Genomic DNA, 23,132 nt, shown 5'->3' with positions numbered 1-23,132 from the left:
GAGCCATGGCGGTGGAACCGGTAGACCGACCGGGCATCCCCGAAGCGGCCAGGACGCTCGTCGCGCGCACCGTCGGCAGCTGCTTCCGCTATCGCGTCACGGGGCTTGCCGCCGAGGCTGCGTTCTTCGCGATCCTGTCGCTGCCGCCATTGGTGTTCGGCCTGGCCGGCACGATCGGGTTCATCGCGGAGCGCTTCGAGGTCGCCAAGGTCGAGGTGCTCAAGGACCGCGTCATCGACCTGGCCTCGCAGGCCCTGACGCCTGGCACCGTCGAGGAGGTCATCACCCCGACGCTCGACGACGTGCTGGGCGGTGGCCGCATCGACGTGATCTCGATCGGCTTCGTGCTGGCCCTCTGGTCGGGCTCACGGGCTCTCAACGTCTTCATCGACACGATCTCGATCATCTACGGCCTCGGGGGGCACCGGGGGATCGTCAAGACCCGCGCTCTGTCGTTCGCGCTCTACGTCGTCGCCCTGCTCGTCGGCATCATCCTCGTGCCGCTCGTGCTGGCCGGTCCCCAGGTGGCCGCGGACGCGCTGTCGGACCGCTGGTCCTTCCTGCGGTACGTCTACTGGCCGGCCGTCCTGGTCCTGTCGGTCGGGTTCCTGACGACGCTCTACCACCTCGCCGTGCCGGTCCGGAAGCGCTGGCGGCACGGCCTGCCCGGCGCCGTGTTCACCCTGCTGCTGTGGATCTTCGGCAGCTACTTCGTCCGCTGGGCTCTCGGGTTCTCGACCGGTGGCACCTCGATCTACGGGCCGCTGGCCGCGCCCATCGCGGTGCTGCTGTGGCTCTACGTGCTGTCGATCGCGGTGCTCATCGGCGCGGCGATCAACGCTGCCGTCGAGGAAGGGCTCGAGGAGATGGGCTGGTGGGGCCACCGCCGTCCCGTCACCGCCGACCCGACCCGCGCGCCCGATGTGTGACGGTGTGTACGTCGAACCGCGGGTGACCGGGGCATTCCATCACAGATCGCGGGGGAGGTGGCCGTCAGAGCTTGCCGAGCGGGTTGATCGCAGCCCAGGCGATGATCGCCGGGACGATGACCCAGACCAGCACCAGCATGATCGTGGCGATCGTCGCGAACAGCTTGGCATGGTCGCGCGGCGGGTTGCCCGCGTCGCCGATGACCTCCCAGAGGGCCTGGAACGACGCGTCGAGGGCGATGCGCGTCCGGCTCCGAGCGATGCCCGCAGCCCTGAGGACGCACCAGAACATGCCGAGGCCGATCACGAAGAACACGCCGGCGAACGTGTACTGCGCCCACGCATCCCCGGTGAGGCTGTTCTTGACGATCGAGAGCAGCCCGGACAGAGCCGCGCCGCCCACGAGGAACGCCGGGAGCGGCAACGAGGACTTGTCGAGGTCGGCGCGGATCGCGTCAACCTGGATGCGGGCGGTCGCGAGCAGCTGGTAGTCGTCGGAACCGACGGCGCTGTTGGCCTCGCGCAAGGCGTACAGCTGGCGCAGGTCCCTCACCAGGCGCTTCTGATGGCTGCGGACGATGGCCGTGATGAGCAGCTGGACGACCTTGTCGGCCAGCGGCTTGACGAACCGAGGAACGCGGAGCGCGGACGGTCGCCGGGCGCCGTTGCGGTCGAAGACCTCGAGAGCACGCATGGCGCGCCGGTGGGCCTCGTCGAAGCGGGCCGGGTGCTTGAGCGGGTGGCGGCTGCTGAGCTCCTTGAGCATCTGGTCCTCGATGACGCCGGAGCTGCCGAACGCCTCGAGGCCTGCTTTGGCCTCGGCCTCGTCGTGCTCACGGAACAGGCGCAACGAGTCAAGCCGTGAGCTCAGCTGGTCCAGCAGCAGGCTGTCCTGCTCCCGCACCGGCTCGTCGATCGCCATAGGCGAACACTAGGTCCCCCGTGGCCCCGCTGTCCTCGATATGCCTCGCGTTCCGGTCGTGAGGCCGAGCCCTCTCAGCGTTGCGGCGGGTCGTTGCGCTTGCTCTCGGCGGCTGCCTTGAAGATCGTGAGCACCCTCGACAGGGCAGCGGCGATGATGGCGATCGGAAGGACTGCGTAGGCCCAGCCCTTCGACAAGGTCCCCTGGTCGACGAGCACCAGGACGACGATGACCGCTGCCACCGTCACGAAGATCGTCAGCATCGCGATCCACCACGAGCCGCGGGTGGTGCCCAGGTCCTGCGAGGAATCGTTCACGGCGTCGACGTACCCCCGTCGGCGGGACTCACACGCATACGGGTCAGACGTCGTCCGGCTCGTCTGCGCCGGACGACGGCGGCTCGCCGCTCCATCCCATCTGCTGCAGCCGCTTCTCGAGCTTTCCGCCTGCGCTGGCGGTCATCCGCTTGGAGAGGGCCTTGTCACCGGCCGGCGTCTCCTGCTCGACGAACTTTCCATTCCCGGGCATGTGCTCAACCTCCTCATCTCCGTCAGGGCACAGAGGTTTCGGAGCCGAGGCTAGAGCGGCTTGGTGTGTCTTGGCAAGACGTTCGGTGGGCGCGATCAGTGCAGGTCACGGAGGGTTCGCGTGCTCGTGGGTGGGTACGTCCCGGTTCCGACGATCAGGAGGCATCTGCCATGACCGAAGCCCCAACCCCCGCCGACCCGAACTCCACGCCGGAGGATCCCGACGCAGCTCCCGCACCCAACCCGGGTGAGGACCCGGGCGGCGCGGTCAACCCGGCTCCCGGCCCCGACTCGGGCCAGGGCGACCCCGTCGACCCGGTGCAGAACGGCGCACCGGCCACCGGCCCGGAGGCCCCGCAGCCGCCGACCAGTTGAGCCGCACGTCCCCACACCATCGCCCCCGTTCTGCTGCAGAGCGGGGGCGATGGCGTGCGGTAGCGTGCGAGGACCCATCGGAGGGAGCCTGTCGTGGACGTCCTGCACACCGCCATCGCGATCGCCCTGGTCATCGCACTGATCATCTGGTTGAAGGTCGATCCGGTGCTCTCGCTGGTCACCGCCTCGCTCTACCTCGGCCTGGCTTCGGGGGTCGGCTTCGACGACACCATCAAGGCCATCACGGTGGGCTTCGGCGAGATCATGACCGAGGTGGGTCTGCTCATCGGTTTCGGGGTGCTGATCGGGGCGTTGCTGCACGGCACTGGTGCGTTCCGCAAGCTCGTACGCCTGCTGGTGCACCGCGTCGGAGGCGGGCGCCTGCCGTACGCCATGACCGTGCTGCTCTCAACGGTGATGCCGTCGATCTACGTCGACGTCCAGGTCGTGCTGGCGTCGCCCGTGGCCCGATCCTCGGCACCGTTCATCGGCGGCCGGGGCCTTCCCCTGATGGCCTCTGCGCTGGGCGCCGGGATCTTCTGCGGCTATGTCTTCGTGATCCCGGGCCTCGCCGCGATCTCCATCGCCGGCCTTCTCGACGTCAAGCTGGGCACCTGGTTGCTCTATGGCTTGGTGATCGGGCCCGTCACCGCGGTCCTCAGCACGCTCGCGATGCGTCAGGTGCTGCGCTCCTCGTACTGGAAGCCCGAGAGCGATGAGGAGGTCGACGAGGCGCTGATCGCCGAGGAGTCCGACGGCGGGGAGGCGCAGGAGCACGACAGCTCTCTCCCGCTGGTGGTGCTGATGCTGCCGATCCTGGTGCCGCTGGTCATGATCGCGTTCGGCGCCTTCGCCGACGTCCTCGAGTTCAGCACGCCGTTCATCGCCTTCATCGGCAACGCGAACGTCGCGCTGTTCGTCGGGCTGGTCGGTGCCTACCTCCTGTCGCGTCGGTCGGCAGGCGTCGAGCGCACCGACAAGGCCATGGCGGCGGGGTTCCACACGACCGGCGAGATCCTGCTGATCACGGGCGTGGGTGGCTCGCTCGGCGCGGTCATCAAGGCCACCGGGCTGGACGGCACCCTCGCCGACCTGTTCTCCGCCGACGCCGGCGCACCGGTGATCCTCAGCATTCTGCTGGCCTGGTTCGTGGCAGCCGTGCTGCACCTGGCCATCGGCTCGGTGTCGGTCGCGGCGATCACCGCCGCGGGCATCATCGCCCCGATCCTCGACTCGATCGCGGTGGCCCCGGTCGCCATCGGCCTCGCGATCGCTTCAGGTGCGATGTTCGCGCTCCAGGTCAACAGCAACTTCTTCTGGATGTTCAAGGGCCTGCTCGGGTTGTCGACGCAGGGATCGCTCAAGACCCTCACCGTGGTGACCTCGATCGCCTCGCTGGTGTCGCTGCCGATCGTGGCCGCCGTCGCCCTGGTCGTACCGGCCTGACCTGGCCGCTTCTCGGCTCGGGTCAGCTGCGGGCTGCTTGCACCACGGCGGCGATCGTGACGACGGCCCAGACGGCAGCGATCGCGAAGGCCCAGCTCGCGCCGTCGCTGATCCTCAGCCCGGCGAGCACCACGACGCCCGCGACGACAGACGCCTGGACCGACCGGTTCGTGACGATCTTCATCTGATTCCTTCCGTGAGGACATGTGCCGCGTTCCGCGATTCAATCAGAACAGCCCGGAAGTGAACCGGACCTGGAACGAAGAAACCCCCGGCGGGCCGGGGGTTCTCTTGGTGTGGGCGATACAGGACTTGAACCTGTGACCTCTTCCGTGTCAGGGAAGCGCGCTACCAGACTGCGCCAATCGCCCGTGCGTATTCAGTTGTCGGATTGAGGTGGGTACGGGATTTGAACCCGTGTAAACGGATTTGCAGTCCGTTGCCTCGCCTCTCGGCCAACCCACCGCTGGATGGGTATGGTGACCCTTCTCCGAGCGGACAACGAGATTCGAACTCGCGACCCTCACCTTGGCAAGGTGATGCTCTACCACTGAGCTATGTCCGCACTGCCTCAAATTGAGGCGACACGAGACTTTAGCCGATCGGCGGGCGTGATCCCAAACCGGGGTCGGCGTAGCGTTGCGGCATGAGGACATGGCTGAACGGGCAGGTGCTGCAATCGCCGGACGAACCCTCGATCAGTGCCCTTGACCACGGGATCGTCGTGGGCGACGGGGTGTTCGAGACCATCAAGATCGAGGGCGGGAAGCCGTTCGCGCTGACCCGTCATCTCGATCGTCTGGTGCGCTCAGCGGAGGGCCTGGGCATCGGCAAGCCGGACGTCGGCGCCATTCGTGAGGGGGTCGCCGCGACGATGGACGGGCAGGACCTCCCGTTCGGCCGCATCCGTGTGACGGTGACGTCCGGGCCGGGCCCGCTGGGCTCTCCGCGGGGGAACGCAGGGCTGACCCAGGTGGTCATCACGGAGCCGTGCGAGCGACCGCCGTCGATCAGCGCCATCGCCACGGTGCCGTGGCCCAGGAACGAGCGCGGTGCCCTCGCGGGCCTCAAGACGACGTCGTACGCCGAGAACGCGCTGATGGTCGAGCACGCCCTCGCGCGGAGCGCCTCGGAGGCCGTCATGCCCAACACGGCGGGCCTGCTGTGCGAGGGCACGGGCTCCAACGTCTTCTACGTGATCGGCGAGCAGCTGATCACCCCGACGCTGGAGGCCGGACCCCTTGCGGGCGTCACGCGTGCTTTGGTGCTCGAGTGGTGCGCCGGCGAGATCGACGTCATCGAGCGCGACGCTCCGATCGAGGTGCTCCAGACGGCGGACGAGGTGATCCTCGTCGGCACGACGCGCGACGTGCAGGCCATCTCACGCGTGGACGACCGTGAGGTCCTGGCACCGGGTCCGGTCACGCGCCGGGCACAGGAGATCTGGGCCCGCGAGGCGGCCAAGGACATCGACCCGTGACCAGCCTCGTTCGATCGTGGCGTGGTCGATGGGTTAAGGTTTCTGACGCACGCGGGCGATTGGCGCAGTGGTAGCGCGCTTCGTTCACACCGAAGAGGTCACTGGTTCGAACCCAGTATCGCCCACCCGTGAGAAACACCCTCTGATCAGCAGTAATGCGGTCGGAGGGTGTTCTCACGTTGTCGGTTGCGCGCCGCACAAGCACCAGCGAACCCCCAGCAGCGGGCAGGTTTCGTCATATCAGAGGGATTTTGGGTCTACATTCCTTGGTGGGTGGGAGCCCGATCTGAGGGGCCCGCCGTGCGAAAGACCTTGAGCAGTTCCCGCCCGTCCTGGAGGGCTCCGGTTGCCTTGGTGGGAGCCTTGGCTGCGGCGGCAGCGTCGTCGGTCGGTGTGTCGCCGGCCGCCGCCGCTCTTGGTTCGGAGTGCAGCCAGAACGGGGTGAACTTCACGTGCACGTACACCTCGAACGGGACCTTCGTGGTTCCTGCCGGAGCGTCGACGTTGCGGGTCGTGGCAGTTGGGGGCAACGGTTCTGACGGGTACCCCGACGGCTCCGCCGGCGGCAAGGGAGCAAAGCTGACCAGCGAGCTGACTGTCGGGACCAACGGTGTGGTGTCGGCGGGGCAGACCCTGCCGATCGTCATAGGAGAGCACGCTGTCGGCCGCAATGGTGGGCTGAACGGGGGTGGCGACGGTGGCCGTGGGGACGGGCTCGGGGCATCGGCTTTCGGCGGCGGCGGTGGCGGCGCTACAGAGGTGCGGACGATCTCGGGATCCGACGCTCGACTCGTTGTCGCTGGCGGCGGTGGCGGTGGCGGGAACACTGCCGCGTACTTCGGGATCCCTGGTGGTCCTGGTGGCTCGGCTCATGTGTCGGGCGACGGGTTCCACGGTGGCGATGGCAGCCCGGTCGGTGTGCAGGGCGGGCAAGGTGGAACCGGGTCGGTAGGCGGTCCGGGTGGCCTCGGTCTTGACCTCTTCCCCGTTGGAGGTAACGGAGGCAACGGAGGCGTCACTGGTCTCGGTGGCGACGGTGCCGACGGCGAGCCAGCGGAAGGTGACGTCTTCGTCGGCGGTGGCGGTGGTGGAGGTGGAGCTGGCTATGTGGGCGGCGGTGGCGTAGGCGCCGGCGCCTACGGCGTCACCCCTGGCGCCGGGGGTGGTGGAGCGGCAGGTGGGAGCTTCACTGCCGGCAGCTTCGTGTCCGCGGAGGCATCTGATGGAACTCCTCGGGTGGTCATCTCCTACGTCGACCCCTCCGCGCAGTTCACCATCTTCGTCAAGACACTCACAGGCAAGACCATCACGTTGACGGTGACGTCCACTGACACCGTGGCGAGCGTGAAGCAGCAGATCCAGGATCGCGAGGGAATCCCGGTCGAGAGCCAGAAGCTGACCTTCGCGGGCAATGAACTTTCAGACGACGATGCCGCGCTGTCCGACCACAACATTCAAAAGGACTCAACGCTGAACCTGGCGCTGGCGACTAGTGACTTCGCCGTGGCGCCGAAGGTCACGCTGAGCACCACTGCGCCGAAGGTCGGGACGATCGTGAAGGCCACCGTGTCCGGTACGGAGCCGGCGGCGGACTCGTACACCTACCGCTGGTACAAGATCGATGGTGGAGTGAAGACCGCGATCGCGGGAGCGACCGGTCCTACGTACACCGTGAGCTTCAATGCGCTGAACCACAAGCTGCAGGTCAAGGTCACCGCGATCAAGACGAACTTCGTGCCCAAGGCGGTGTTGTCGTCGCAGACCGCGCGGGTCAACTACATCGCCCTCGACAAGGCGTCGCTGGCCCGGGGGCAGTTGCTGAGGGTGACGGCCAAGCGGTTGCGAGCCGGCCAGACGTATCGCATCTTTGTCGACGGTGAGCGTGCGTACACCGGCAAGGCGTCCCGCACAGGCAACGCGGCCCGGACCATCACGATCCCGAAGACCGCTGCGCGCGGCACTGCTCAGGTCTGGGTCAGCGGGTACACCAAGGCCGGCGTGCGGGATTTCCTCGTCAGAACCACCGTCGTCATCAAGTAGGAGGAAAGCACGGCCAGGGCCAGCAGCGGCACCAATGATGGCAACCTGTCGCCGTTCAACGCTCCCCGGGTCCCTCGCTTAGTGGACCATCCGTTCAGCACGATGAGCCGTCTTTTTGCATAATTGAGTCATGGTGAAGGACCTGTCGGGAGACCAGTTTGCGGCCATCGCCCGCTCTTTGAGCTCAGAGCTCGGTGCAGACGCGACGTTCGAGCGGGCCACGGCGACGGCGCTGCAGATCGTCGAGGGGTGCGACTATGCCGGGATCGCTCTCGTCGAGAAGCGCGGAGACGTCAGCACGTTGACGGCGACGGACGACAAGGTCGTCAGGCGCCTGCACGAGCTGCAGGTCGAGACTGGCCAGGGCCCCGACGTCGACAGCATCGCGGACCAGGACTCGGTGTACGCGTCCGATCTGCGCACCGACGAGCGATGGCCGGAGTGGACCGCCTTGGTGCTCACCGAGACGGACGTGCGCAGCGTGTTGTCGCTGCGGCTGTTCGCGGGGCCGGGACGCCAGCTGGGGACCATGAACCTCTACTCACGATCGACCGATGCGTTTCCGATCGACGAGCGCGTGTCCGCCCACGCGCTCGCGGCGCACGTGGCCGTGGCGATGAATGCCGCAGAGGGGCGTCAGTCGATGGAGTCGGCCTTGCTCAATCGGACCGTCATCGGTCAGGCCGAGGGCATGCTGATGCAGAAGTTCAACCTCAGCCCGGACGCGGCATTCTTCTCACTGGTCCGGCTGTCGCAGAGGAGCCAGACCAAGCTGCACCTGGTCGCGGCCGACATCGTGCACCACGGCATCAAGCCCGGCCTGCTCGACTGAGCCCTCGGGCGCTCGCTCAAGCGCCCTCGGCGCCGGTCGATGCGTGGGGTTCGCCGACCGGCTTGCTCTCAGCACTGCCACGTTGCCTCAGATAGATCGCCAGCACGGCCATGGAGCCGACGGCGAGGAACTCTGACTGCCAGTTCTGCAGCGTACGAGCCCAGAAATCGGGGTTCAACAGGTATGACCCCCAGGAGATGGGATCGAGCCGGTCCTGGAGCCGGGTCTCGTTGAACGCCGCCCAGCCGGCGATCGACTGGGCCAGCCACGACACGAGGAAGATCGTGCCCATCACGAGCGTCAGGGACCAGGAGAAGATCGACGTGCGGACGCCGCCGGCTCTGGCCCACGTAGGGGAGTCGTCCTGGGTGTGCCGGCCGAGCTTCTGCTCCTTGTCGCTGCCGAGACCGCCGTGCGCCGGCGACTCGGGCGAACCTTGCTGGACGAAGAACACCGTCGCGACGATGTAGAGCAGGAACTGCAGGTACTCGCTCTGCCAGTTCTCGGTGACGTCGACGGCGAAGTCGGCTGACGTGAGGTAGCGGCCGAGGCCGATCTCCTGCATGCCCGAGGCCGCCTGTAGGTCGTTGAACTGCGCCCAGCCGGCGAACGCCTGCCCCACCAGGGCGGCCAGGAAGATTCCGAAGAAGAACAGGCTGAGTGAGTTGCTGCGGACGAACGTGCGCATCAGGCCCTCCTAGGCGTGGATCAGTCCGGTCGCGAGGAAGTACGCCAGCCCGATCCCGATCACCAGCAGGTACAGCACGAACATGGCGCGCATCTAGCCTCCTTGGACGTCGCAGTCGTAGGGAGCGCCGACCGCCTCGGTGCAGCCGGCGGCGGTGACCCTCCAGCCGTCCTCGAACTCGCCCAGGAACACCACGTCCTCGGCGTACCTGACCTGCGCGGCTGTTCCGTAGACGCTGACGTCCCGGACCCGGCCGGTGTCAGGGATCCCGGCGGCGATGACGGCCTCGGCGCATGAGGTCTGCTTCGACTCGGCGAGCTCCTGCTGCGCCTCGTCGCTCAGCAGCTGACACGCAGCGGCGCCGTCTCCGGCGCGGAGACTCGCATGGAGCCGCTCGACGGTTCGGGTGGCGGCGTCGTCGTTGCCGGAGGAGCATCCGGCAAGCAGGACGGCAGCGACCACGAGGGTGGCGGCAGCTGGTGCTCTCACGACCTCGGGCATACCCAGGACAGGCTGTGTCGAACCGCTTCGCCGAACGACACGGGGGTATGAGCAGGGCCTACGGAAGGAGCACGCCATGACGACACTGCCCGACGAGCCGCTCTCGACGCCCAGCCAGGACCCCGAGAGCGAGCCCCAGGAGGCGCCGCAGGTGTCCGAGCCCGACGTCGAGGGTGACCCCGACCTGGTCGCGCCGGACCCGGTCGAGAACGCCTGAGCACGAGCGAACGCCCGGCGACTTGTCGGGCGTTCGTTTTGCGTTCAGTCCGGCTCAGCGGGCTGGTCGCCCTCAGGTGGGCTCTCCTCGACCTCGTGCTGCGGGTCGGGCGCGAGTCCGGGATCGAGGTCGGGGTCCTGACGACGGACCGGGTCGCTGGGATCGATCGTCATCAGTCCGTGCCGTCGGCGTCGGGGTTGGTCGAGCTCGGACTCGGTTCGACCGGGATGACGGTGGACTCGCCGTCAGGACTCGAGGACGGGCTCAGCTCCGGATCGTCCGTCGGCCTGGCCTCCGGATCTGCGCCGGGCTCGATGGGTGACTCGCTCATGGTGGACCTCCCAAGGGTTGTCCGGCTTGAACGAGATCGGCGGGCTGGAGAGTCTGCGTAAGCCTCCAGCCCGCCCGATATCCCGACTGCCGGTCGAGGACCGCGATATACCCAAATGGTCTGGCGGCAAACACCACGTCTGTACCTTTTACCAACTTTCCTGACGGGACAGGGCAAAGGCCGACGGCGCGCTCGGGCCGCAGCCCAGCTGACAGCTACTCGCCGGTGCAGGCGGTGTAGGCCAGGCCGAACGCCTCGGTGTCCTGCAAGGGCGCGACGTCCGGCTTGCTGATGGGCTCACCGGTGACGGCGAAGAGCGTGTCGGAGAAGACGACGAGCCTGGATCCGTCCTGGCACTCGGTGACGTCCTGGAGTCCGTAGGCGCCGTCTTCGACGCACTTCGTGTAGTCCTTGGGCAGCGTCAGCCCGGCCTTCCAGATGTCGGCGCAGTCAGGGCCTGTGGGCGCCGGCGTGGACGTGGTCGCGGACGGCTTCGCGGTCCCATCGCTGCTGCCGCCACCCTTGTCGTCCGACGACGTGCAGCCGCCGAGCATCACGAGAGCGGTCAGGGTCACGATCGCGAGCCGAGGCATGGCTCGACCCTAACCGGCGTCGGCGTCAGCCTGCGCGTCGACCGAACAGCAGGTGGAAGGGTCGGCAGGCGATGGTCAACAGCGGCTTGCGGCCGTTGAGGAAGCCCAACGGGCCGTCGGCCGCAAGTGTCCAGCGGGCCGTGGCAAGACCCAGCCGGATCCGTCCGGTGACGGGCGAGACGAGCAGCGTACCGGCGCGGTCCTGGGCGATCCGGAAGCCGAGCGGCAGGCGCCACGGCAACCGGCGGACGCGCCGGACCGCGAGCGATCCGATGCCCTGCGCCGCGTAGGACGAATGGCGCCCGACCTCGAAGTCGGCGAGGTCCTTGGGGATCGCCCAGAGCCTGCGGCCACCGTCTCGGGAGGGGACGCTGTTGACCCAGATGTGGGTGATCGACACACGGGGTCGCCACCCTTCGCGCACCAGCACGGTGGCCATGATCTCGTCGTACGTCAGCGGGCTCGGCTGCTCGTAGACGAAGAACGCGGCGCACACGACGGTGCGGCCGAAGAGCGTGACTGCCTTGGTCGACGGGGCGGCCGGCAACGGTGCCGTCCCGCGCGGCAGGAGCCACACGCCGACGTACGCGTGACCGTGCAGGTCCCAGGGCTCCGCCGGATAGTCGTTCATGACCACCGGAACGCGGTCGGCTCGAGCACCTTGGTCGCCTTGGCGAACGGCCACGTCGCGCCCGGCCAGTTCGACGTGATCCGGCCCGAGCGGTGGCGGTACCAGTTGTCGCAGTGCGCCCAGGCGGAGTGCTCGAGCTTCTCCATCAGGTCGCGGTCGTACGCCTCTTCGGCCTCCTCGGTCACCTCGACGCTTGCGTAGTCGCCGGCTGTCAGCCGGTCCAGGGCCTGCCGCATGTGACGGGCCTGCGCCTCGAGCATGAAGATGATCGAGCCGCCGCCCAGGTTGGTGTTGGGCCCGTAGGTGACGAAGAGGTTGGGGAAGTTGGGGACGTACATGCCGAGGTAGGCGTGCGCGCCGTCGGCCCACTGAGTCGCCAGCTTCTGCCCACGGACGCCGGTGATGTCGATCGACTGCAGGAAGTCCTGGGTGTCGAAGCCAGTGGCGTAGACGATCGCGTCGACGTCGTGCTGCGTGCCCTCGGTGTCCACGACTCCGGTCGGCGTGACCCGGGTGACGGCATGGGTGACGACCTCGACGTTGTCGCGGGCGAGCGCTGGATAGAAGTTGTTGGAGAACAGGATGCGCTTGCACCCGATCGGGTAGTCGGGGGTCAGCTTGGCCCGCAGGTCCGGGTCCTTGACCTGTCGGTGCAGGTGCCATCGCGCGATGGCCTTGTTGATGCGGGCGACCCTGGAGCCGTCGTCCAGACCGCGCGAGAACTGCTCGGTGAAGGCCCACACGCCGCTCCGCTCGATCCTCTGGGTGAACGGAACCGCCTCGAATACCCGCTTGTGGAATGCCTTGTAGGTCGTGTCGGGCTTGGGCAGGACATAGTTGGCGGAGCGCTGGAACACCACGACTCGGGCCGCGTCGCGGGCGAGGTGCGGGATGAACTGCACGGCACTCGCCCCTGACCCGACCACCGCGATGGTCTTGCCGGTGGCATCGAAGGAGTGGTCCCACTCCGCCGAGTGGAACGACGTCCCGACGAAGGACTCGACACCGGCGATGCCGGGCAGCGTCGGGCGCGAGAGCTGACCCACGGCGCTCACCAGGATGTCGACGGTGTCCTCCGAGGTCCCTGTACCGGTCGACGGGCCCTCGAACGCGACGGTCCAGGTCGACGACTCCTCGTCCCACCGCGCCGCGACGACCTCGTGCCCGAACTTCACGAGCGGCGTGATGCCGTACTTGTCGGCGACCGATCGCATGTAGGCGTGGATCTCGCCCTGCAGGGAGTAGCGGTGGGTCCAGCCCGGGTTGGGCTCGTAGGAGAAGGAGTAGAGCGGGGACGGCACGTCGCAGCCGGCTCCGGGATAGGTGTTGTCGCGCCACACCCCGCCGAGGTCCTCGGACCGCTCCCACAGCCGCAGGTCGGTGTAGCCCGCCCGCCTGAGCTCGATCGCGACGGCAAGGGCACCGAATCCCGATCCGATGATCCCGACTGAGGTCATGCCACTCCTTCACCCGTACGGCGCCGTCCGGCCGATGCTGACACACATACTGTCACGGTCCGTGGAGCGGCGGCACCCGTCTCGGACTGTTGGCGGGAGGGTGAGGTTCAGGCCAGGGGAGCGGTGACGACGAACGTGCCGCCAGGCGAGTCGTCCGTTGCCGGCTCGTAGTACGCATCGCCCCCAGAGGCCTTGGCCAGCTCTCGGACGATGAACAGGCCCAGGCCTGAGCCGCGCACGTTGTCGGCGGTCGCGAAGCGCTCGAACAGGCGCGGCAGGATGGCGGCATCGACCCCGTCACCGGAGTCGTGGACGCGGATCTGGACCGTGCGACCGTCGACCACCGCGTGCAGGGTGACCGGCGGCGCGCCGTGGACGACGGCGTTGCCGATGAGGTTGTCGAGCACCTGGCCGTAGCGACTCGGGTCGACCATGACGTCGACGTCGGCGACATCGCCCGCCTGGATGTCAACGCCCTTCTTGGCCAGTCGCGCATTGTCGACAGCCGTGCTGATCAGGGCCGTCACCGAGGTTCGTACGGGTCGCAGGTTCAGTGCGTTGGCGTCCAGCTTGGACGCGGTGAGCAGGTCGTTGAGGAGGCGGCCGAGACGGTCGGCACTCGACGTCATGCCCTCGAGCAAGCCCGTCCGCTCCTGGTCACCCAGCTCCGCCCAGTGCCGGGAGAGCGTGTCGGCGGACCCGCGGAGCACGGCACCGGGTGTGCGCAGCTCGTGGGCCGTGACGGCGAGGAACTGCGACTGGTCGGCGGCGGCCTGCTGCAGGCGCTCGTTGAGCTCGTTCAGCGCGATGTTGGTCTGCTCGCGCTCCTGCTCGATGAGCCGCTGCTCGGTCCGGTCGCGGGTGACCTTGGCGAACCCGATGTGATGGCCGACGTCGTTGTGGACCGCGGTGATGACGACGTGGGCCCAGTAGTGCGAACCGTCCTCTCGGACCCGCCAGCCCTCCTCCTCGTAGCGCCCGTCGCGCAGGCTGACCCGGAGCTCGTGCTCAGGATGATGGGCGGCCTGGCTCTCGGGCGGGTAGAAGATGCGGAAGTGCTGGCCGATGATCTCGCGGCTGGTGTAGCCGGTGTTGCGCTGCGCTCCGGAGTTCCAGCTCACGACGTGGCCGTCGGGATCGAGCATGAAGATCGCGTAGTCACCGACGGCCTCGACGAGGAGGCGGAAGCGCTCCTCGCTCTGTCGCAGGGCCTCGGTCGCCTCGCGGGTGGAGGTGATGTCGCGCGTCACCTTGGTGAATCCCACGTGCTGACCGGCCTCGTCGAACACCGCCGTGATGAGCACGTGCGCCCAGAAGGACGTCCCGTCCTTGCGGATGCGCCACCCCTCCTCGGAGTAGTGGCCGTCGGCGATCGCGCGCTCGAGCTCGTACTCGGGATGCCGGGCTTCCTGCTGCTCGATCGGGTAGAACGTGCGGAAGTGCCGGCCGATGATCTCGTCGGCGCGGTAACCCTTGGTCCGCTGCGCGCCGGCGTTCCAGCTGACGATGATGCCCTCGGGAGAGAGCATGAAGATCGCGTACTCCTCGACCGCGTCGACGAGCAGGCGGAACCGCTCCTCGCTGATCCGAAGGCGCTGCTCGGCGGCGCGCTGCGCCGTGATGTCCTGCACCTGCAGGAACAGGTAGAGCGGCTGGCGTGCCGTGTCGCGCACCGCGGCGATCGACGCCCGGACGTGACGGGTCTCCGGTGCGCCGTACACCTCGTGCTCGAGGTGCACCAGGTCGGCGACGCCCATCTGGATCTCGTCGAGGGCCGTGGCCAGGCTGTCGCCCTGGCCGGCCGTCAGGGCGGCGTAGTCGAGGCCGACGAGGTCCTGGTGCTTGCGCAGCAGGATGTCGCCGAGGGCGCGGTTGGCGCGGACGATCGTGCCGGTCAGCGTCATCGTGGCCATGCCGATGGCGGCCTCCTCGAAGACCTCCCGGAACTGCTCGAGGTGCTCGTCCAGGACGCTCTGGTCGTCATCGCGCTCGTCCGCCTCGGGCCCTGGATCCGGACGATCCGGCACGGCCTGCAGCGTCGGCGGACCGGTGGGCGCGGGCGACCCCTCGAAGATCTCCGTCAGACGCGTCGCCAGCTGCTCGATTGGCACCGACTTCTCGAGGAAGGCCGTCGCTCCCAGCTCGAGGGCGCGCTCGGCAAGCCCGTGGCTCTCGAATCCGGTGTAGATCACGACGCGGGTGTGGGGCGACACCGTGAGGATCCCGTGCAGGGCGTCGAGGCCGTCCATGGACGGCATGGACAGGTCGAGCAGCAGCAGGTCCGGAGTGTGGCGATGGGCAAGACCGATGGCTTCGACGCCGTCCGAGCCGTCCGCGACGACCGTCAACAGGCCGGACAACCTGAACTGGGTCTTGAGGAGCTCGCGCACTTCGGCCGAGTCGTCGATGAGAACGACTGTCGCAGTGTTGTTCCCCATGGTGGCAATCATGGCCCGGGGAGCCACATCGCGCGACTCAACGGGCACCTCGAAGCCTCCGGTGCGGCTCATCTAGGGTGGTGGCAAGCAGCACGCGCCATCCGTAGGGCACGTCATACCGAACAGAGGTCACCCATGTCCGACATCCAGATCGTCCTCGCGGCACCCGATTCCGGGCAGGAGGCACGAGCTGTCGAGAAGGGCACGAAGGCCTGGCAGCTGTTCGCCGACTCGCCAGACGTCATCGCGGCCCGTGTCGGCGGTGAGCTGAAGGACCTCGCGTACGAGCTCGTTGACGGCGACGAGGTCGAGGCCGTCGCGATCGATTCCGCGGACGGCCGCGACATCCTGCGGCACTCGACCGCGCACGTCATGGCTCAGGCCGTGCAGGAGCTCTTCCCGGAGGCCAAGCTCGGCATCGGCCCGCCGATCACCGACGGCTTCTACTACGACTTCGACGTCCCCGAGCCCTTCGTGCCCGAGGATCTCGACAAGATCGAGTCGCGCATGCGCAAGATCGTCAAGGAGGGGCAGAAGTTCGACCGGCGCGAGATCTCCGACGACGACGCCCGCGTCGAGCTGGCCGACGAGCCCTACAAGCTCGAGCTGATCGGGCTCAAGTCCTCCGCCGACGACGCGGCCGAGGGCGCGAGCGTCGAGGTCGGCGCCGGCGGCCTCACGATCTACGACAACCTCAAGCGCGACGGGTCGCTGGCGTGGAAGGACCTGTGCCGCGGCCCGCACCTGCCGACCACCAAGCGGATCCCAGCGTTCAAGCTCATGCGCAGCGCAGCTGCCTACTGGCGCGGCGACGAGAACAACAAGCAGCTCCAGCGCATCTACGGCACCGCCTGGGAGACCAAGGAGGCGCTCGACGAGCACCTGCACCGCATCGAGGAGGCGCAGCGCCGCGACCACCGGCGGCTCGGCACCGAGCTCGACCTCTACAGCTTCCCCGACGAGATCGGCTCCGGCCTGCCGGTCTTCCACCCCAAGGGTGGTGTCATCAAGCGGGAGATGGAGGACTACGTCCGCCGGCGCCACATCGAGGAGGGGTTCGAGTACGTCGGGACCCCGCACATCGCCAAGGAGGGCCTGTTCTACACCTCGGGCCACCTGCCCTACTACGGCGAGGGCATGTTCCCTGCGCTCGAGCTCGACGGTGGGGACTACCGCATCAAGGCGATGAACTGCCCGATGCACAACCTCATCTTCCGCTCGCGGCAGCGGTCCTACCGCGAGCTGCCGCTCCGGCTGTTCGAGTTCGGGCACGTCTACCGCAACGAGAAGTCCGGCGTCATCCACGGACTCACCCGCGTGCGGGGCTTCGCCCAGGACGACTCCCACTCGTACGTGACCCCGGAGCAGGCGCCCGGTGAGATCAAGCACCTGCTGGACTTCTGCCTGAGCCTGTTCCGCGACTTCGGCCTCGACGACTTCTACCTCGAGCTGTCGACCCGTGACGACTCCAAGCCCGACAAGTTCATCGGGACCGACGAGGAGTGGGCCGTCGCCACCAAGGTCCTCGAGGACGTCTGCATCGAGAGCGGCCTCGAGCTCGTGCCCGATCCCGGCGGTGCGGCCTACTACGGCCCCAAGGTCTCGGTGCAGGCGCGCGACGCCATCGGGCGTACGTGGCAGATGTCGACCATCCAGTACGACTTCAACATGCCGTCCGAGGCGCGCTTCAACCTCGAGTACGTCGCAGCCGACGGGTCCCGCCAGCAGCCGGTGATGATCCACTCGGCGAAGTTCGGCTCGATCGAGCGGTTCATCGGCGTGCTGGTCGAGCACTACGCGGGCGCGTTCCCTCCGTGGTTGGCCCCGGTGCAGGTCGTCGGCATCCCGGTCGCCGAGCGGCACGTGGACTACCTCTACGAGCTCGCCCGCCGGCTCAAGGTCGAGGGCATCCGCGTCGAGGTCGACGACTCTGACGAGCGGATGCAGAAGAAGATCCGCAACGCCCAGACCCAGAAGGTCCCGTTCATGGTCATCGCGGGCGACAACGACGTCGAGGCGGGCGCCGTGTCGTTCCGTTACCGTAGCGGTGAGCAGGAGAACGGCATCGCGCTCGACGACGCCGTCGCCCGTATCCTCGAGGCGGTCCGGACGCGGGTCCAGGTATGACCGACAGCGACGCCGGCAACCAGGACGGCGTGGGGGAGCCCGACGCCTTCGAGAGGCTCTGGACGCCACATCGCATCGTCTACATCAAGGGCGAGGGCAAGCCGGCGACCGGTGACGAGGCGGACTGCCCGTTCTGCCGCATCCCGCAGATGGACGACGCCGAAGGGCTCGTCGTGCACCGCGGCGAGCACGCGTACGCCGTGCTCAACCTCTATCCCTACAACGCCGGCCATCTGCTGGTGTGCCCCTACCGCCACGTCGCCGACTACACCGACCTGACCGATGACGAGACGCTCGAGGTCGCGGAGCTCACCAAGACCGCGATGCGAACCATGCGCGAGATCACGAGCCCGCAGGGGTTCAACCTCGGCATGAACCAGGGCAACATCGCCGGTGCCGGCATCGCCGCGCACCTGCACCAGCACATCGTGCCCCGATGGGGCGGCGACGCGAACTTCCTGCCCGTGATCGGCCAGACCAAGACCATGCCGCAACTGCTCGGCGACACCCGCGAGATGCTCGCGGCCGCCTGGCCCAAGGAGTAGACCCATGCTCGAACGCTTCCGCCAGTTCTGGACCAACGTCTGGGCGCCGCTCGCCGACCTGCTGCTGAGGTTGGGGGTCAAGCCCGACTGGGTGACCTGGGTGGGCACGATCGGCGTCTGCGCCGGCGCGCTCGTCTTCTTCCCGCGCGGGGAGTTCCTCATCGGCGTCCTGGTCGTGACCGCATTCGTCTTCAGCGACATCATGGACGGCTACATGGCCCGCAAGTCTGGTCAGTCGTCCAAGTGGGGCGCGTTCCTCGACTCGACCCTCGACCGTTTCGGCGACGCCGCGGTGTTCGGCGGGCTGCTGCTCTACTACACGACGTCCGACGCCGAGGCCGACCTCGGCGACCCGCGGATCTACCTCTACCTGAGCCTGGCCTGCCTGGTCCTGGGGGCGATCACCTCCTATGAGCGCGCCCGGGCGGAGAGCCTCGGCATGACCGCCAAGGTCGGCATCGCCGAGCGCTCGGACCGGCTCGTCGCGATCCTCGTCATGACGGGCTTCTCGGGCATGTTCGATGCGCCGTTCCTGCGGGAGATCACCCTCTGGGCCCTGGCGGTCGCGAGTGCGATCACCGTCGTGCAGCGGATGCTGACGGTGCACCGCCAGGCCATGGCGGACCCCGGCCTTGAGAGCTGATGCGGCGAAAGTTGTAAGAACCCGCGACCCCGCGACTCCTACTGGTGAAGCCACCACCAGGAGAAGAGGGATGTCAGATGTCGCGGGTTGCCGTCACGGTGCACGTTTCCTTCATAGGATGCGACCGTGACCGACCAGACCGGACCCTCGGACGCCGACCTCGTCGCGGGGGTGCTGGCGGCCGATCGCGACACGTTCGCGGCGATGTACGACCGCTATGGCACCAAGCTCTACGACTTCGCCTACTCGATGCTGCGGCACCGGGAAGACGCGGCGGACGCCGTCGCGGACTCGTTCGTCCTGGTCGCCGAGCGGCTCAGCCAGCTGCGGGATCCCGACCGGCTGAGGCCGTGGCTGTACGCCATCGTGCGCAGCGAGTGCCTGCGCAAGCTGCGGGCGCGCAAGCGGGTCTCGTTCGGCGGCGAGGAGCAGCTGATCGAGATGGCTGACGACGCGCTGACCCCCGACCAGGAGGCGGAGCGCGCCGCGATGCAGAAGATCGTGTGGGACGCCTCGGCCGGCCTCGCCGACCGCGACCGTGCCCTGCTCGACCTGCACCTGCGGCAAGGCCTCGAGGGTGCAGAGCTCGGCGAGGCCATGGGCGTCTCGGCCGCCAACGCGTACGTCATGCTCAACCGCCTGCGCGCCCAGGTCGACCGGTCCCTCGGCGCCCTGCTGATCGCCCGGCTCGGGCGTGACGACTGCGACGACCTCGACGACCTGCTCGCCGATTGGGACGGCACGTTCTCCCCCCTCATCCGCAAGCGGGTCTCGCGTCACGTCGACGACTGCGAGATCTGCTCCAAGCGCCGCAAGAAGATCCTCAGCCCGTGGCTGCTGCTGGCGTCCGTCCCGATCTTCGCCGCGCCGTTGACGCTGCGCGACCGGGTCGTCGCCGACACCCAGCTCGTCGCCTACACGACGCCGACGGGGGAGCCGTTGACGGTGACCCCGGCGCTCGCTCCGCGACGCCGCCCCAAGGCGGCCGTCACCGCAGTCGCGGCCGCGGTCGTGATCATCCTGACGGGTGTCGCGGCGCTGCTGTGGGCCGGCGACGGCGACGACACGACCCCCAAGGGCGACGTCGTCGCGACCACGACAGCACCCCCGACCGCCGGGCCGACCGCCGCAGCCGAGACGACACCCACGCCGAAGCCGAAGCCGTCGAAGTCCGCGACGCCCAAGGCGCCGGGCGTCCTGACGGTCTCGACGACGTCGATCGCGCTCGGCCGCAGCGGCAGCACCTCGAGCATCACGCTGGCCAACACCGGTGGGCTCCCGGTCGACTACCGCCTCACCTCGAGCGCGGCGTGGCTGTCGGCTTCGCCGGTGACCGGTCGCGTCGCCCCCGGCACGTCGACCAGGGTCACGGTGCGCGCCGATCGCGGCGACGTCTCCGAGGGCACGTCCACCGGCAACCTCGCGGTCTCGTGGGCAGCCGGAAGCGCCAACGTCAAGGTCTCCGTCGTCGAGGAGGACCGGCCCGACGTCGGCCGGCCCAGCGCCGGCAGCAACTCCGTGTGCGATCCCATCCCGGTCACCGCGCGGGTGACGGACGAGAGCGGTCTCTCATCCGTCGTCCTGCGGTGGTCCGGCGACGGTGGCTCCGGCAGCAGGTCGATGTCTCGCGCCGGTTCCGTCTGGCGAGCCGAGATGGGTCCTCTCTCTGCGGGTGGTCCCGTGACGATGCGGGTCACCGCGACGGACACACGGGGCAACACGGCGACCTCGTCGAGGACGGTCAGCCCCGATCCCTGCCCGGGGTAGCTCGAGAGCGGCCTCGTCGAAGCAGGTCGGCGCAGCGAATAACCCGCGAAAGTTGTAAGGACCGGCACGTGCCGGTGCTCCCACTCGTGTAGGCACACGAGAGCCGGAGGCACCTGGCATGAATCGCATCGTCCGCACGATCCTCATCACCGCGACGGCATGGGCCGTCCTGTCCGGCCTGACCGGCAGCACGACCGAGCCTGAGCGCAGGGTCGCCGTGGCGCCCGTCGCGGTCCCGGCCCCCCAGCCGGCCCCGACGCCCGTCGTCGTGCCCCACGAGGCCGGACCGGTCGGGAAGCCGACCCGGCTGGCGATCCCGACCATCGGCGTGGACGAACGACTTCACGGTGTCGGGCTCAAGCCTGACGGCGCGATGCAGACGCCCGACTTCGGCGACGCAGGCTGGTACGACGTCGGGCCCCGTCCCGGCGCCGCGGGACCCGCGGTCCTGGTGGCGCACGTCCACGGTCCGGCCGGTGACGACGTCTTCGCGCGGCTGCACGAGCTCGAGCCGGGGGACCGCGTCACGGTCGAGCGGACGGACGGCAGGGCGGTCTTCGTCGTCGAGTCCGTGGAGCAGGCCGCCAAGGACGCGTTGCCGCACGAGCGCATCTGGAACGACACCGAGGTGCCCGTCCTGCGCCTGATCACGTGCGGCGGCAAGCCCGATCCGGTCACGCGGATGTATCCCGACAACACGATCGTCTACGCCCGCCTGGCCTTCTGACCTGCGGCGATGCGTCCCGCACGCGCTCCTCGAAAAAAGAATCCAAAAAAGTTGCAAGAACGCCGAGGGCACCGTGCTCCTACCTCTGAGCAAGCAACACCACCGACATCACCACGCCAATGCAGCACCGACCAAGGAGAACCGACATGAACAGCACGATCCGCAACCTGATCATCGCCGCCCCGCTGGCGACCGTCGCCGCGACGATGGTCCCGGCCGCAGCCATGGCAACCGAGCCCGGCCCGGTCATCATCGTCCAGCCGAAGGCCGATCCGACGCCCGACCTCGACATCGCGCCGGCCCCGAAGCCGACCCAGCCCAAGGGTCCCGGCGACCTGGCCCCGGCGCCGAAGCCCACCCAGCCCAAGGGTCCGGGCGACCTCTCGGACGCCCCGAAGCCTGACGGACCCAAGGGTCCGGGCGACCTCTCGGACGCCCCGAAGCCTGACGGACCCAAGGGCCCCGGCGACCTCTTGGACGCGCCGAAGCCGAAGGACCCGGAAGCTCCCGGCGACAAGGGTGGCGACACGCCGAAGGGTGGCAACGCTGGTGGCAACGAGACGGTTCCCGCCGCCGACACCTTCACGGTCCCGAACCGCGTCGACGCGGGTCTCGCGGCCGAGCAGCAGCAGGACGGCGGGCTCGACCTCGCCTGGCTGTTCGCCGGCGGCCTGGCCGTCACCGCCTCGGGAGTCGCGTTCGCGGCTCGCAGGCGTACGGGCAGCAACGCCTGACCCAGCACAGCAGCAGGGCCTCGCACCGTCCCGGGGGGTGCGAGGCCCTGCTGCTTCGCGACACGCCCGGTATGCGACACGCCCTATGTAACATCGTCGTTGACACATACCTTCGGTATGGCGCATCCTGACAGCACCACCGCACACGAGGAGCGCTTGATGTCCCAAACCCTTGACCACCCCGAAGCAGAGCTGCCCGACATCCCGGTCGACGTGACGCCGGAGCAGTATGCGGACATCCTCGAGGGACTGTCACAGGCATCGGTCGACCGGCACTTCGACGCCTTCATCGACGTGCCGTGGGACGATCCGGACTTCCAGGTCGAGCCGGACGATCCGCGCTGGGTGCTGCCGACGGACGTCGATCCGCTCGGCGCGCACCCGTGGTACCAGGCGCAGCCCCTGGCGCGGCAGATCGAGATCGGGCAGTGGCGCCAGGCGAACATCCTCAAGGTGGGCCTGCAGTTCGAGAACATCCTGATCCGCGGCATCATGCAGTACGTCTTCACGCTGCCGAACGGCTCGCCGGAGTACCGCTACCTCACGCACGAGGCGACCGAGGAGTGCCATCACACGCAGATGTTCCAGGAGACGGTCAACCGGATCGGCGCCGACGTACCGGGCATGCCGTGGCTCATGCGCCGTGTTGCGTGGCTGCTGCCCCTGGCCGGATCCACCGTCCCGTACGGCTTCTTCATCGGCGTGCTGGCGGGCGAGGAGCCCATCGACCACACTCAGAAGGGCATCCTGCGCAGTGGCAAGGACCTGCCTCCCGTCCTCTCGCGGATCATGGAGATCCACGTCGCCGAGGAGGCGCGGCACATCTCGTTCGCGCACCACTACATCCGGCGCAACGCTCCGCGCCTCGGACGGGCCGAGAAGCTCCTGATCTCGCTGCTGTTCCCGGTCATCATGCGTGTCCTGTGCGACGTCATCATGGTGCCGCCGAAGGCGTTCCGCAAGAAGTTCGGCATCCCGCGCAAGGTCATGAAGGAGCTGTACTGGAAGTCGCCGGCGTCCCGCGAACGCCTCCAGGAGCTGTTCGGCGACGTGCGCATGCTGGCCGACCAGGCAGGCCTGCGAGAGAACCGCCTGGCCCGTTGGATGTGGAAGCTGTGCCGCATCGACGGCCGGCCCTCGCGCTACCGCAGCGAGCCGCCCGTCGCGTTCTCCCAGGTGTAG

At 68.3% G+C, this 23,132-nt stretch carries 26 protein-coding genes and 4 tRNA genes; 15 read left to right on the top strand and 15 right to left on the bottom strand.

Annotation, left to right across the window (positions count from 1 at the left end; translation table 11 throughout):
• Positions 1-5 precede the first annotated feature (5 nt).
• Complete coding sequence (locus AB0N22_RS05765) at positions 6-929, top strand: YihY/virulence factor BrkB family protein (protein ID WP_364637057.1); 924 nt, start codon at positions 6-8, stop codon at positions 927-929.
• Between the two features lie 64 nt (positions 930-993).
• Here AB0N22_RS05765 and AB0N22_RS05760 read toward each other — a convergent pair whose 3' ends face one another.
• The 3 genes from AB0N22_RS05760 to AB0N22_RS05750 form a co-directional block, all read right to left on the bottom strand.
• The gene (locus tag AB0N22_RS05760; RefSeq protein WP_364637055.1) at positions 994-1,851 is read right to left on the bottom strand and encodes a hypothetical protein; all 858 of its coding nucleotides are present in this window, start codon (positions 1,849-1,851) and stop codon (positions 994-996) included.
• Between the two features lie 74 nt (positions 1,852-1,925).
• Entirely contained in the window at positions 1,926-2,168 is a 243-nt protein-coding gene (locus AB0N22_RS05755; protein WP_364637053.1) for a hypothetical protein, read from the bottom strand.
• A 43-nt stretch (positions 2,169-2,211) separates the two neighbouring features.
• On the bottom strand, positions 2,212-2,379 hold the full coding sequence (locus AB0N22_RS05750; RefSeq protein ID WP_364637051.1) for a hypothetical protein: 168 nt from the start codon (positions 2,377-2,379) through the stop codon (positions 2,212-2,214).
• 170 nt (positions 2,380-2,549) lie between these two features.
• Between AB0N22_RS05750 and AB0N22_RS05745 the strand changes: the two genes are divergently transcribed.
• Entirely contained in the window at positions 2,550-2,753 is a 204-nt protein-coding gene (locus AB0N22_RS05745) for a hypothetical protein (RefSeq protein ID WP_364637049.1), read from the top strand.
• 93 nt (positions 2,754-2,846) lie between these two features.
• Entirely contained in the window at positions 2,847-4,199 is a 1,353-nt protein-coding gene (locus tag AB0N22_RS05740; RefSeq protein WP_364637047.1) for an SLC13 family permease, read from the top strand.
• A 22-nt stretch (positions 4,200-4,221) separates the two neighbouring features.
• Here the strand turns inward: AB0N22_RS05740 and AB0N22_RS05735 are convergent, their stop codons facing one another.
• The 4 genes from AB0N22_RS05735 to AB0N22_RS05720 form a co-directional block, all read right to left on the bottom strand.
• A complete protein-coding gene (locus AB0N22_RS05735; protein ID WP_364637045.1) occupies positions 4,222-4,383 on the bottom strand; it encodes a hypothetical protein in 162 nt (53 codons plus the stop codon).
• A 113-nt stretch (positions 4,384-4,496) separates the two neighbouring features.
• Positions 4,497-4,570, bottom strand: a tRNA-Val gene (locus AB0N22_RS05730).
• A 23-nt stretch (positions 4,571-4,593) separates the two neighbouring features.
• Positions 4,594-4,664: transfer RNA gene (locus tag AB0N22_RS05725), tRNA-Cys, on the bottom strand.
• 28 nt (positions 4,665-4,692) lie between these two features.
• A tRNA-Gly gene (locus tag AB0N22_RS05720) sits at positions 4,693-4,764 on the bottom strand.
• A gap of 81 nt (positions 4,765-4,845) precedes the next feature.
• Between AB0N22_RS05720 and AB0N22_RS05715 the strand changes: the two genes are divergently transcribed.
• The 4 genes from AB0N22_RS05715 (at position 4,846) to AB0N22_RS05700 (ending at position 8,551) form a co-directional block, all read left to right on the top strand.
• A complete protein-coding gene (locus AB0N22_RS05715) occupies positions 4,846-5,679 on the top strand; it encodes an aminotransferase class IV (protein WP_364637043.1) in 834 nt (277 codons plus the stop codon).
• Positions 5,680-5,732: 53 nt separating this feature from the next.
• Positions 5,733-5,804, top strand: a tRNA-Val gene (locus AB0N22_RS05710).
• A gap of 1,111 nt (positions 5,805-6,915) precedes the next feature.
• Positions 6,916-7,719 (top strand): ubiquitin-like protein, encoded by an 804-nt coding sequence (locus tag AB0N22_RS05705; RefSeq protein ID WP_364637041.1) that lies wholly within the window; start codon positions 6,916-6,918, stop codon positions 7,717-7,719.
• A gap of 130 nt (positions 7,720-7,849) precedes the next feature.
• Entirely contained in the window at positions 7,850-8,551 is a 702-nt protein-coding gene (locus tag AB0N22_RS05700) for a GAF and ANTAR domain-containing protein (protein ID WP_364637039.1), read from the top strand.
• 16 nt (positions 8,552-8,567) lie between these two features.
• On the opposite strand, the gene AB0N22_RS05695 is transcribed toward AB0N22_RS05700, so the two are convergent.
• Both AB0N22_RS05695 and AB0N22_RS05690 read right to left on the bottom strand, forming a co-directional pair.
• On the bottom strand, positions 8,568-9,239 hold the full coding sequence (locus AB0N22_RS05695; protein ID WP_364637037.1) for a DUF6766 family protein: 672 nt from the start codon (positions 9,237-9,239) through the stop codon (positions 8,568-8,570).
• A gap of 93 nt (positions 9,240-9,332) precedes the next feature.
• Positions 9,333-9,728 (bottom strand): hypothetical protein, encoded by a 396-nt coding sequence (locus AB0N22_RS05690; RefSeq protein WP_364637035.1) that lies wholly within the window; start codon positions 9,726-9,728, stop codon positions 9,333-9,335.
• Positions 9,729-9,816: 88 nt separating this feature from the next.
• Between AB0N22_RS05690 and AB0N22_RS05685 the strand changes: the two genes are divergently transcribed.
• Positions 9,817-9,957: a hypothetical protein gene (locus AB0N22_RS05685; RefSeq protein WP_364637033.1), complete on the top strand. Its 141-nt coding sequence runs from the start codon at positions 9,817-9,819 to the stop codon at positions 9,955-9,957.
• A 44-nt stretch (positions 9,958-10,001) separates the two neighbouring features.
• On the opposite strand, the gene AB0N22_RS05680 is transcribed toward AB0N22_RS05685, so the two are convergent.
• From AB0N22_RS05680 to AB0N22_RS05655, 6 genes are all read right to left on the bottom strand, one after another.
• A complete protein-coding gene (locus AB0N22_RS05680; RefSeq protein WP_364637031.1) occupies positions 10,002-10,130 on the bottom strand; it encodes a hypothetical protein in 129 nt (42 codons plus the stop codon).
• Complete coding sequence (locus tag AB0N22_RS05675; RefSeq protein ID WP_364637029.1) at positions 10,130-10,288, bottom strand: hypothetical protein; 159 nt, start codon at positions 10,286-10,288, stop codon at positions 10,130-10,132. The genes AB0N22_RS05680 and AB0N22_RS05675 overlap by 1 nt, the downstream gene beginning before the upstream one ends.
• 215 nt (positions 10,289-10,503) lie before the next feature.
• On the bottom strand, positions 10,504-10,881 hold the full coding sequence (locus tag AB0N22_RS05670; protein WP_364637027.1) for a hypothetical protein: 378 nt from the start codon (positions 10,879-10,881) through the stop codon (positions 10,504-10,506).
• 25 nt (positions 10,882-10,906) lie between these two features.
• Positions 10,907-11,512, bottom strand: a complete 606-nt coding sequence (locus tag AB0N22_RS05665) for an acetoacetate decarboxylase family protein (protein WP_364637025.1) — start codon at positions 11,510-11,512, stop codon at positions 10,907-10,909.
• Positions 11,509-12,969, bottom strand: coding sequence for an NAD(P)/FAD-dependent oxidoreductase (locus AB0N22_RS05660; RefSeq protein WP_364637023.1), 1,461 nt, complete (start codon positions 12,967-12,969; stop codon positions 11,509-11,511). Before AB0N22_RS05660 ends, AB0N22_RS05665 begins: the two co-directional genes overlap by 4 nt.
• A gap of 107 nt (positions 12,970-13,076) precedes the next feature.
• Positions 13,077-15,407, bottom strand: a complete 2,331-nt coding sequence (locus tag AB0N22_RS05655; protein ID WP_364637021.1) for a PAS domain S-box protein — start codon at positions 15,405-15,407, stop codon at positions 13,077-13,079.
• 135 nt (positions 15,408-15,542) lie between these two features.
• Between AB0N22_RS05655 and thrS the strand changes: the two genes are divergently transcribed.
• From thrS to AB0N22_RS05620, 7 genes are all read left to right on the top strand, one after another.
• Positions 15,543-17,534 carry a threonine--tRNA ligase gene (thrS, locus tag AB0N22_RS05650; RefSeq protein WP_364637019.1) on the top strand — a complete coding sequence of 664 codons (1,992 nt, stop codon included), beginning with the start codon at positions 15,543-15,545 and terminating at the stop codon, positions 17,532-17,534.
• Entirely contained in the window at positions 17,531-18,079 is a 549-nt protein-coding gene (locus AB0N22_RS05645) for an HIT domain-containing protein (protein ID WP_364637017.1), read from the top strand. The genes thrS and AB0N22_RS05645 overlap by 4 nt, the downstream gene beginning before the upstream one ends.
• A 4-nt stretch (positions 18,080-18,083) precedes the next feature.
• Positions 18,084-18,722, top strand: a complete 639-nt coding sequence (pgsA, locus tag AB0N22_RS05640; RefSeq protein ID WP_364637015.1) for a phosphatidylinositol phosphate synthase — start codon at positions 18,084-18,086, stop codon at positions 18,720-18,722.
• A gap of 126 nt (positions 18,723-18,848) precedes the next feature.
• Positions 18,849-20,489 (top strand): sigma-70 family RNA polymerase sigma factor, encoded by a 1,641-nt coding sequence (locus AB0N22_RS05635; protein ID WP_364637013.1) that lies wholly within the window; start codon positions 18,849-18,851, stop codon positions 20,487-20,489.
• 118 nt (positions 20,490-20,607) lie between these two features.
• Complete coding sequence (locus AB0N22_RS05630) at positions 20,608-21,216, top strand: sortase (RefSeq protein ID WP_364637011.1); 609 nt, start codon at positions 20,608-20,610, stop codon at positions 21,214-21,216.
• Positions 21,217-21,362: 146 nt separating this feature from the next.
• Entirely contained in the window at positions 21,363-21,950 is a 588-nt protein-coding gene (locus AB0N22_RS05625; protein ID WP_364637009.1) for a hypothetical protein, read from the top strand.
• Between the two features lie 159 nt (positions 21,951-22,109).
• Entirely contained in the window at positions 22,110-23,132 is a 1,023-nt protein-coding gene (locus tag AB0N22_RS05620) for a diiron oxygenase (RefSeq protein ID WP_364637007.1), read from the top strand.

The sequence above is a fragment of the Aeromicrobium sp. NPDC092404 genome (assembly GCF_040684095.1).
Taxonomy (GTDB): domain Bacteria; phylum Actinomycetota; class Actinomycetes; order Propionibacteriales; family Nocardioidaceae; genus Aeromicrobium.
The sequence above is the reverse complement of the archived record's forward strand: the minus strand, read 5'-3'. Positions and strand labels throughout refer to the sequence as shown.

Bases quoted from the DNA above. Each gene is read 5' to 3' on its own strand.
- AB0N22_RS05765 (WP_364637057.1), top strand. From the start codon at position 6: ATGGCGGTGGAACCGGTAGACCGACCGGGCATCCCCGAAGCGGCCAGG.
- AB0N22_RS05760 (WP_364637055.1), bottom strand. From the start codon at position 1,851: ATGGCGATCGACGAGCCGGTGCGGGAGCAGGACAGCCTGCTGCTGGAC.
- AB0N22_RS05750 (WP_364637051.1), bottom strand. From the start codon at position 2,379: ATGCCCGGGAATGGAAAGTTCGTCGAGCAGGAGACGCCGGCCGGTGAC.
- AB0N22_RS05745 (WP_364637049.1), top strand. From the start codon at position 2,550: ATGACCGAAGCCCCAACCCCCGCCGACCCGAACTCCACGCCGGAGGAT.
- AB0N22_RS05735 (WP_364637045.1), bottom strand. From the start codon at position 4,383: ATGAAGATCGTCACGAACCGGTCGGTCCAGGCGTCTGTCGTCGCGGGC.
- AB0N22_RS05715 (WP_364637043.1), top strand. From the start codon at position 4,846: ATGAGGACATGGCTGAACGGGCAGGTGCTGCAATCGCCGGACGAACCC.
- AB0N22_RS05700 (WP_364637039.1), top strand. From the start codon at position 7,850: ATGGTGAAGGACCTGTCGGGAGACCAGTTTGCGGCCATCGCCCGCTCT.
- AB0N22_RS05695 (WP_364637037.1), bottom strand. From the start codon at position 9,239: ATGCGCACGTTCGTCCGCAGCAACTCACTCAGCCTGTTCTTCTTCGGA.
- AB0N22_RS05685 (WP_364637033.1), top strand. From the start codon at position 9,817: ATGACGACACTGCCCGACGAGCCGCTCTCGACGCCCAGCCAGGACCCC.
- AB0N22_RS05680 (WP_364637031.1), bottom strand. From the start codon at position 10,130: ATGACGATCGATCCCAGCGACCCGGTCCGTCGTCAGGACCCCGACCTC.
- AB0N22_RS05675 (WP_364637029.1), bottom strand. From the start codon at position 10,288: ATGAGCGAGTCACCCATCGAGCCCGGCGCAGATCCGGAGGCCAGGCCG.
- AB0N22_RS05670 (WP_364637027.1), bottom strand. From the start codon at position 10,881: ATGCCTCGGCTCGCGATCGTGACCCTGACCGCTCTCGTGATGCTCGGC.
- AB0N22_RS05665 (WP_364637025.1), bottom strand. From the start codon at position 11,512: ATGAACGACTATCCGGCGGAGCCCTGGGACCTGCACGGTCACGCGTAC.
- AB0N22_RS05660 (WP_364637023.1), bottom strand. From the start codon at position 12,969: ATGACCTCAGTCGGGATCATCGGATCGGGATTCGGTGCCCTTGCCGTC.
- AB0N22_RS05655 (WP_364637021.1), bottom strand. From the start codon at position 15,407: ATGGGGAACAACACTGCGACAGTCGTTCTCATCGACGACTCGGCCGAA.
- thrS (WP_364637019.1), top strand. From the start codon at position 15,543: ATGTCCGACATCCAGATCGTCCTCGCGGCACCCGATTCCGGGCAGGAG.
- AB0N22_RS05645 (WP_364637017.1), top strand. From the start codon at position 17,531: ATGACCGACAGCGACGCCGGCAACCAGGACGGCGTGGGGGAGCCCGAC.
- pgsA (WP_364637015.1), top strand. From the start codon at position 18,084: ATGCTCGAACGCTTCCGCCAGTTCTGGACCAACGTCTGGGCGCCGCTC.
- AB0N22_RS05630 (WP_364637011.1), top strand. From the start codon at position 20,608: ATGAATCGCATCGTCCGCACGATCCTCATCACCGCGACGGCATGGGCC.
- AB0N22_RS05625 (WP_364637009.1), top strand. From the start codon at position 21,363: ATGAACAGCACGATCCGCAACCTGATCATCGCCGCCCCGCTGGCGACC.
- AB0N22_RS05620 (WP_364637007.1), top strand. From the start codon at position 22,110: ATGTCCCAAACCCTTGACCACCCCGAAGCAGAGCTGCCCGACATCCCG.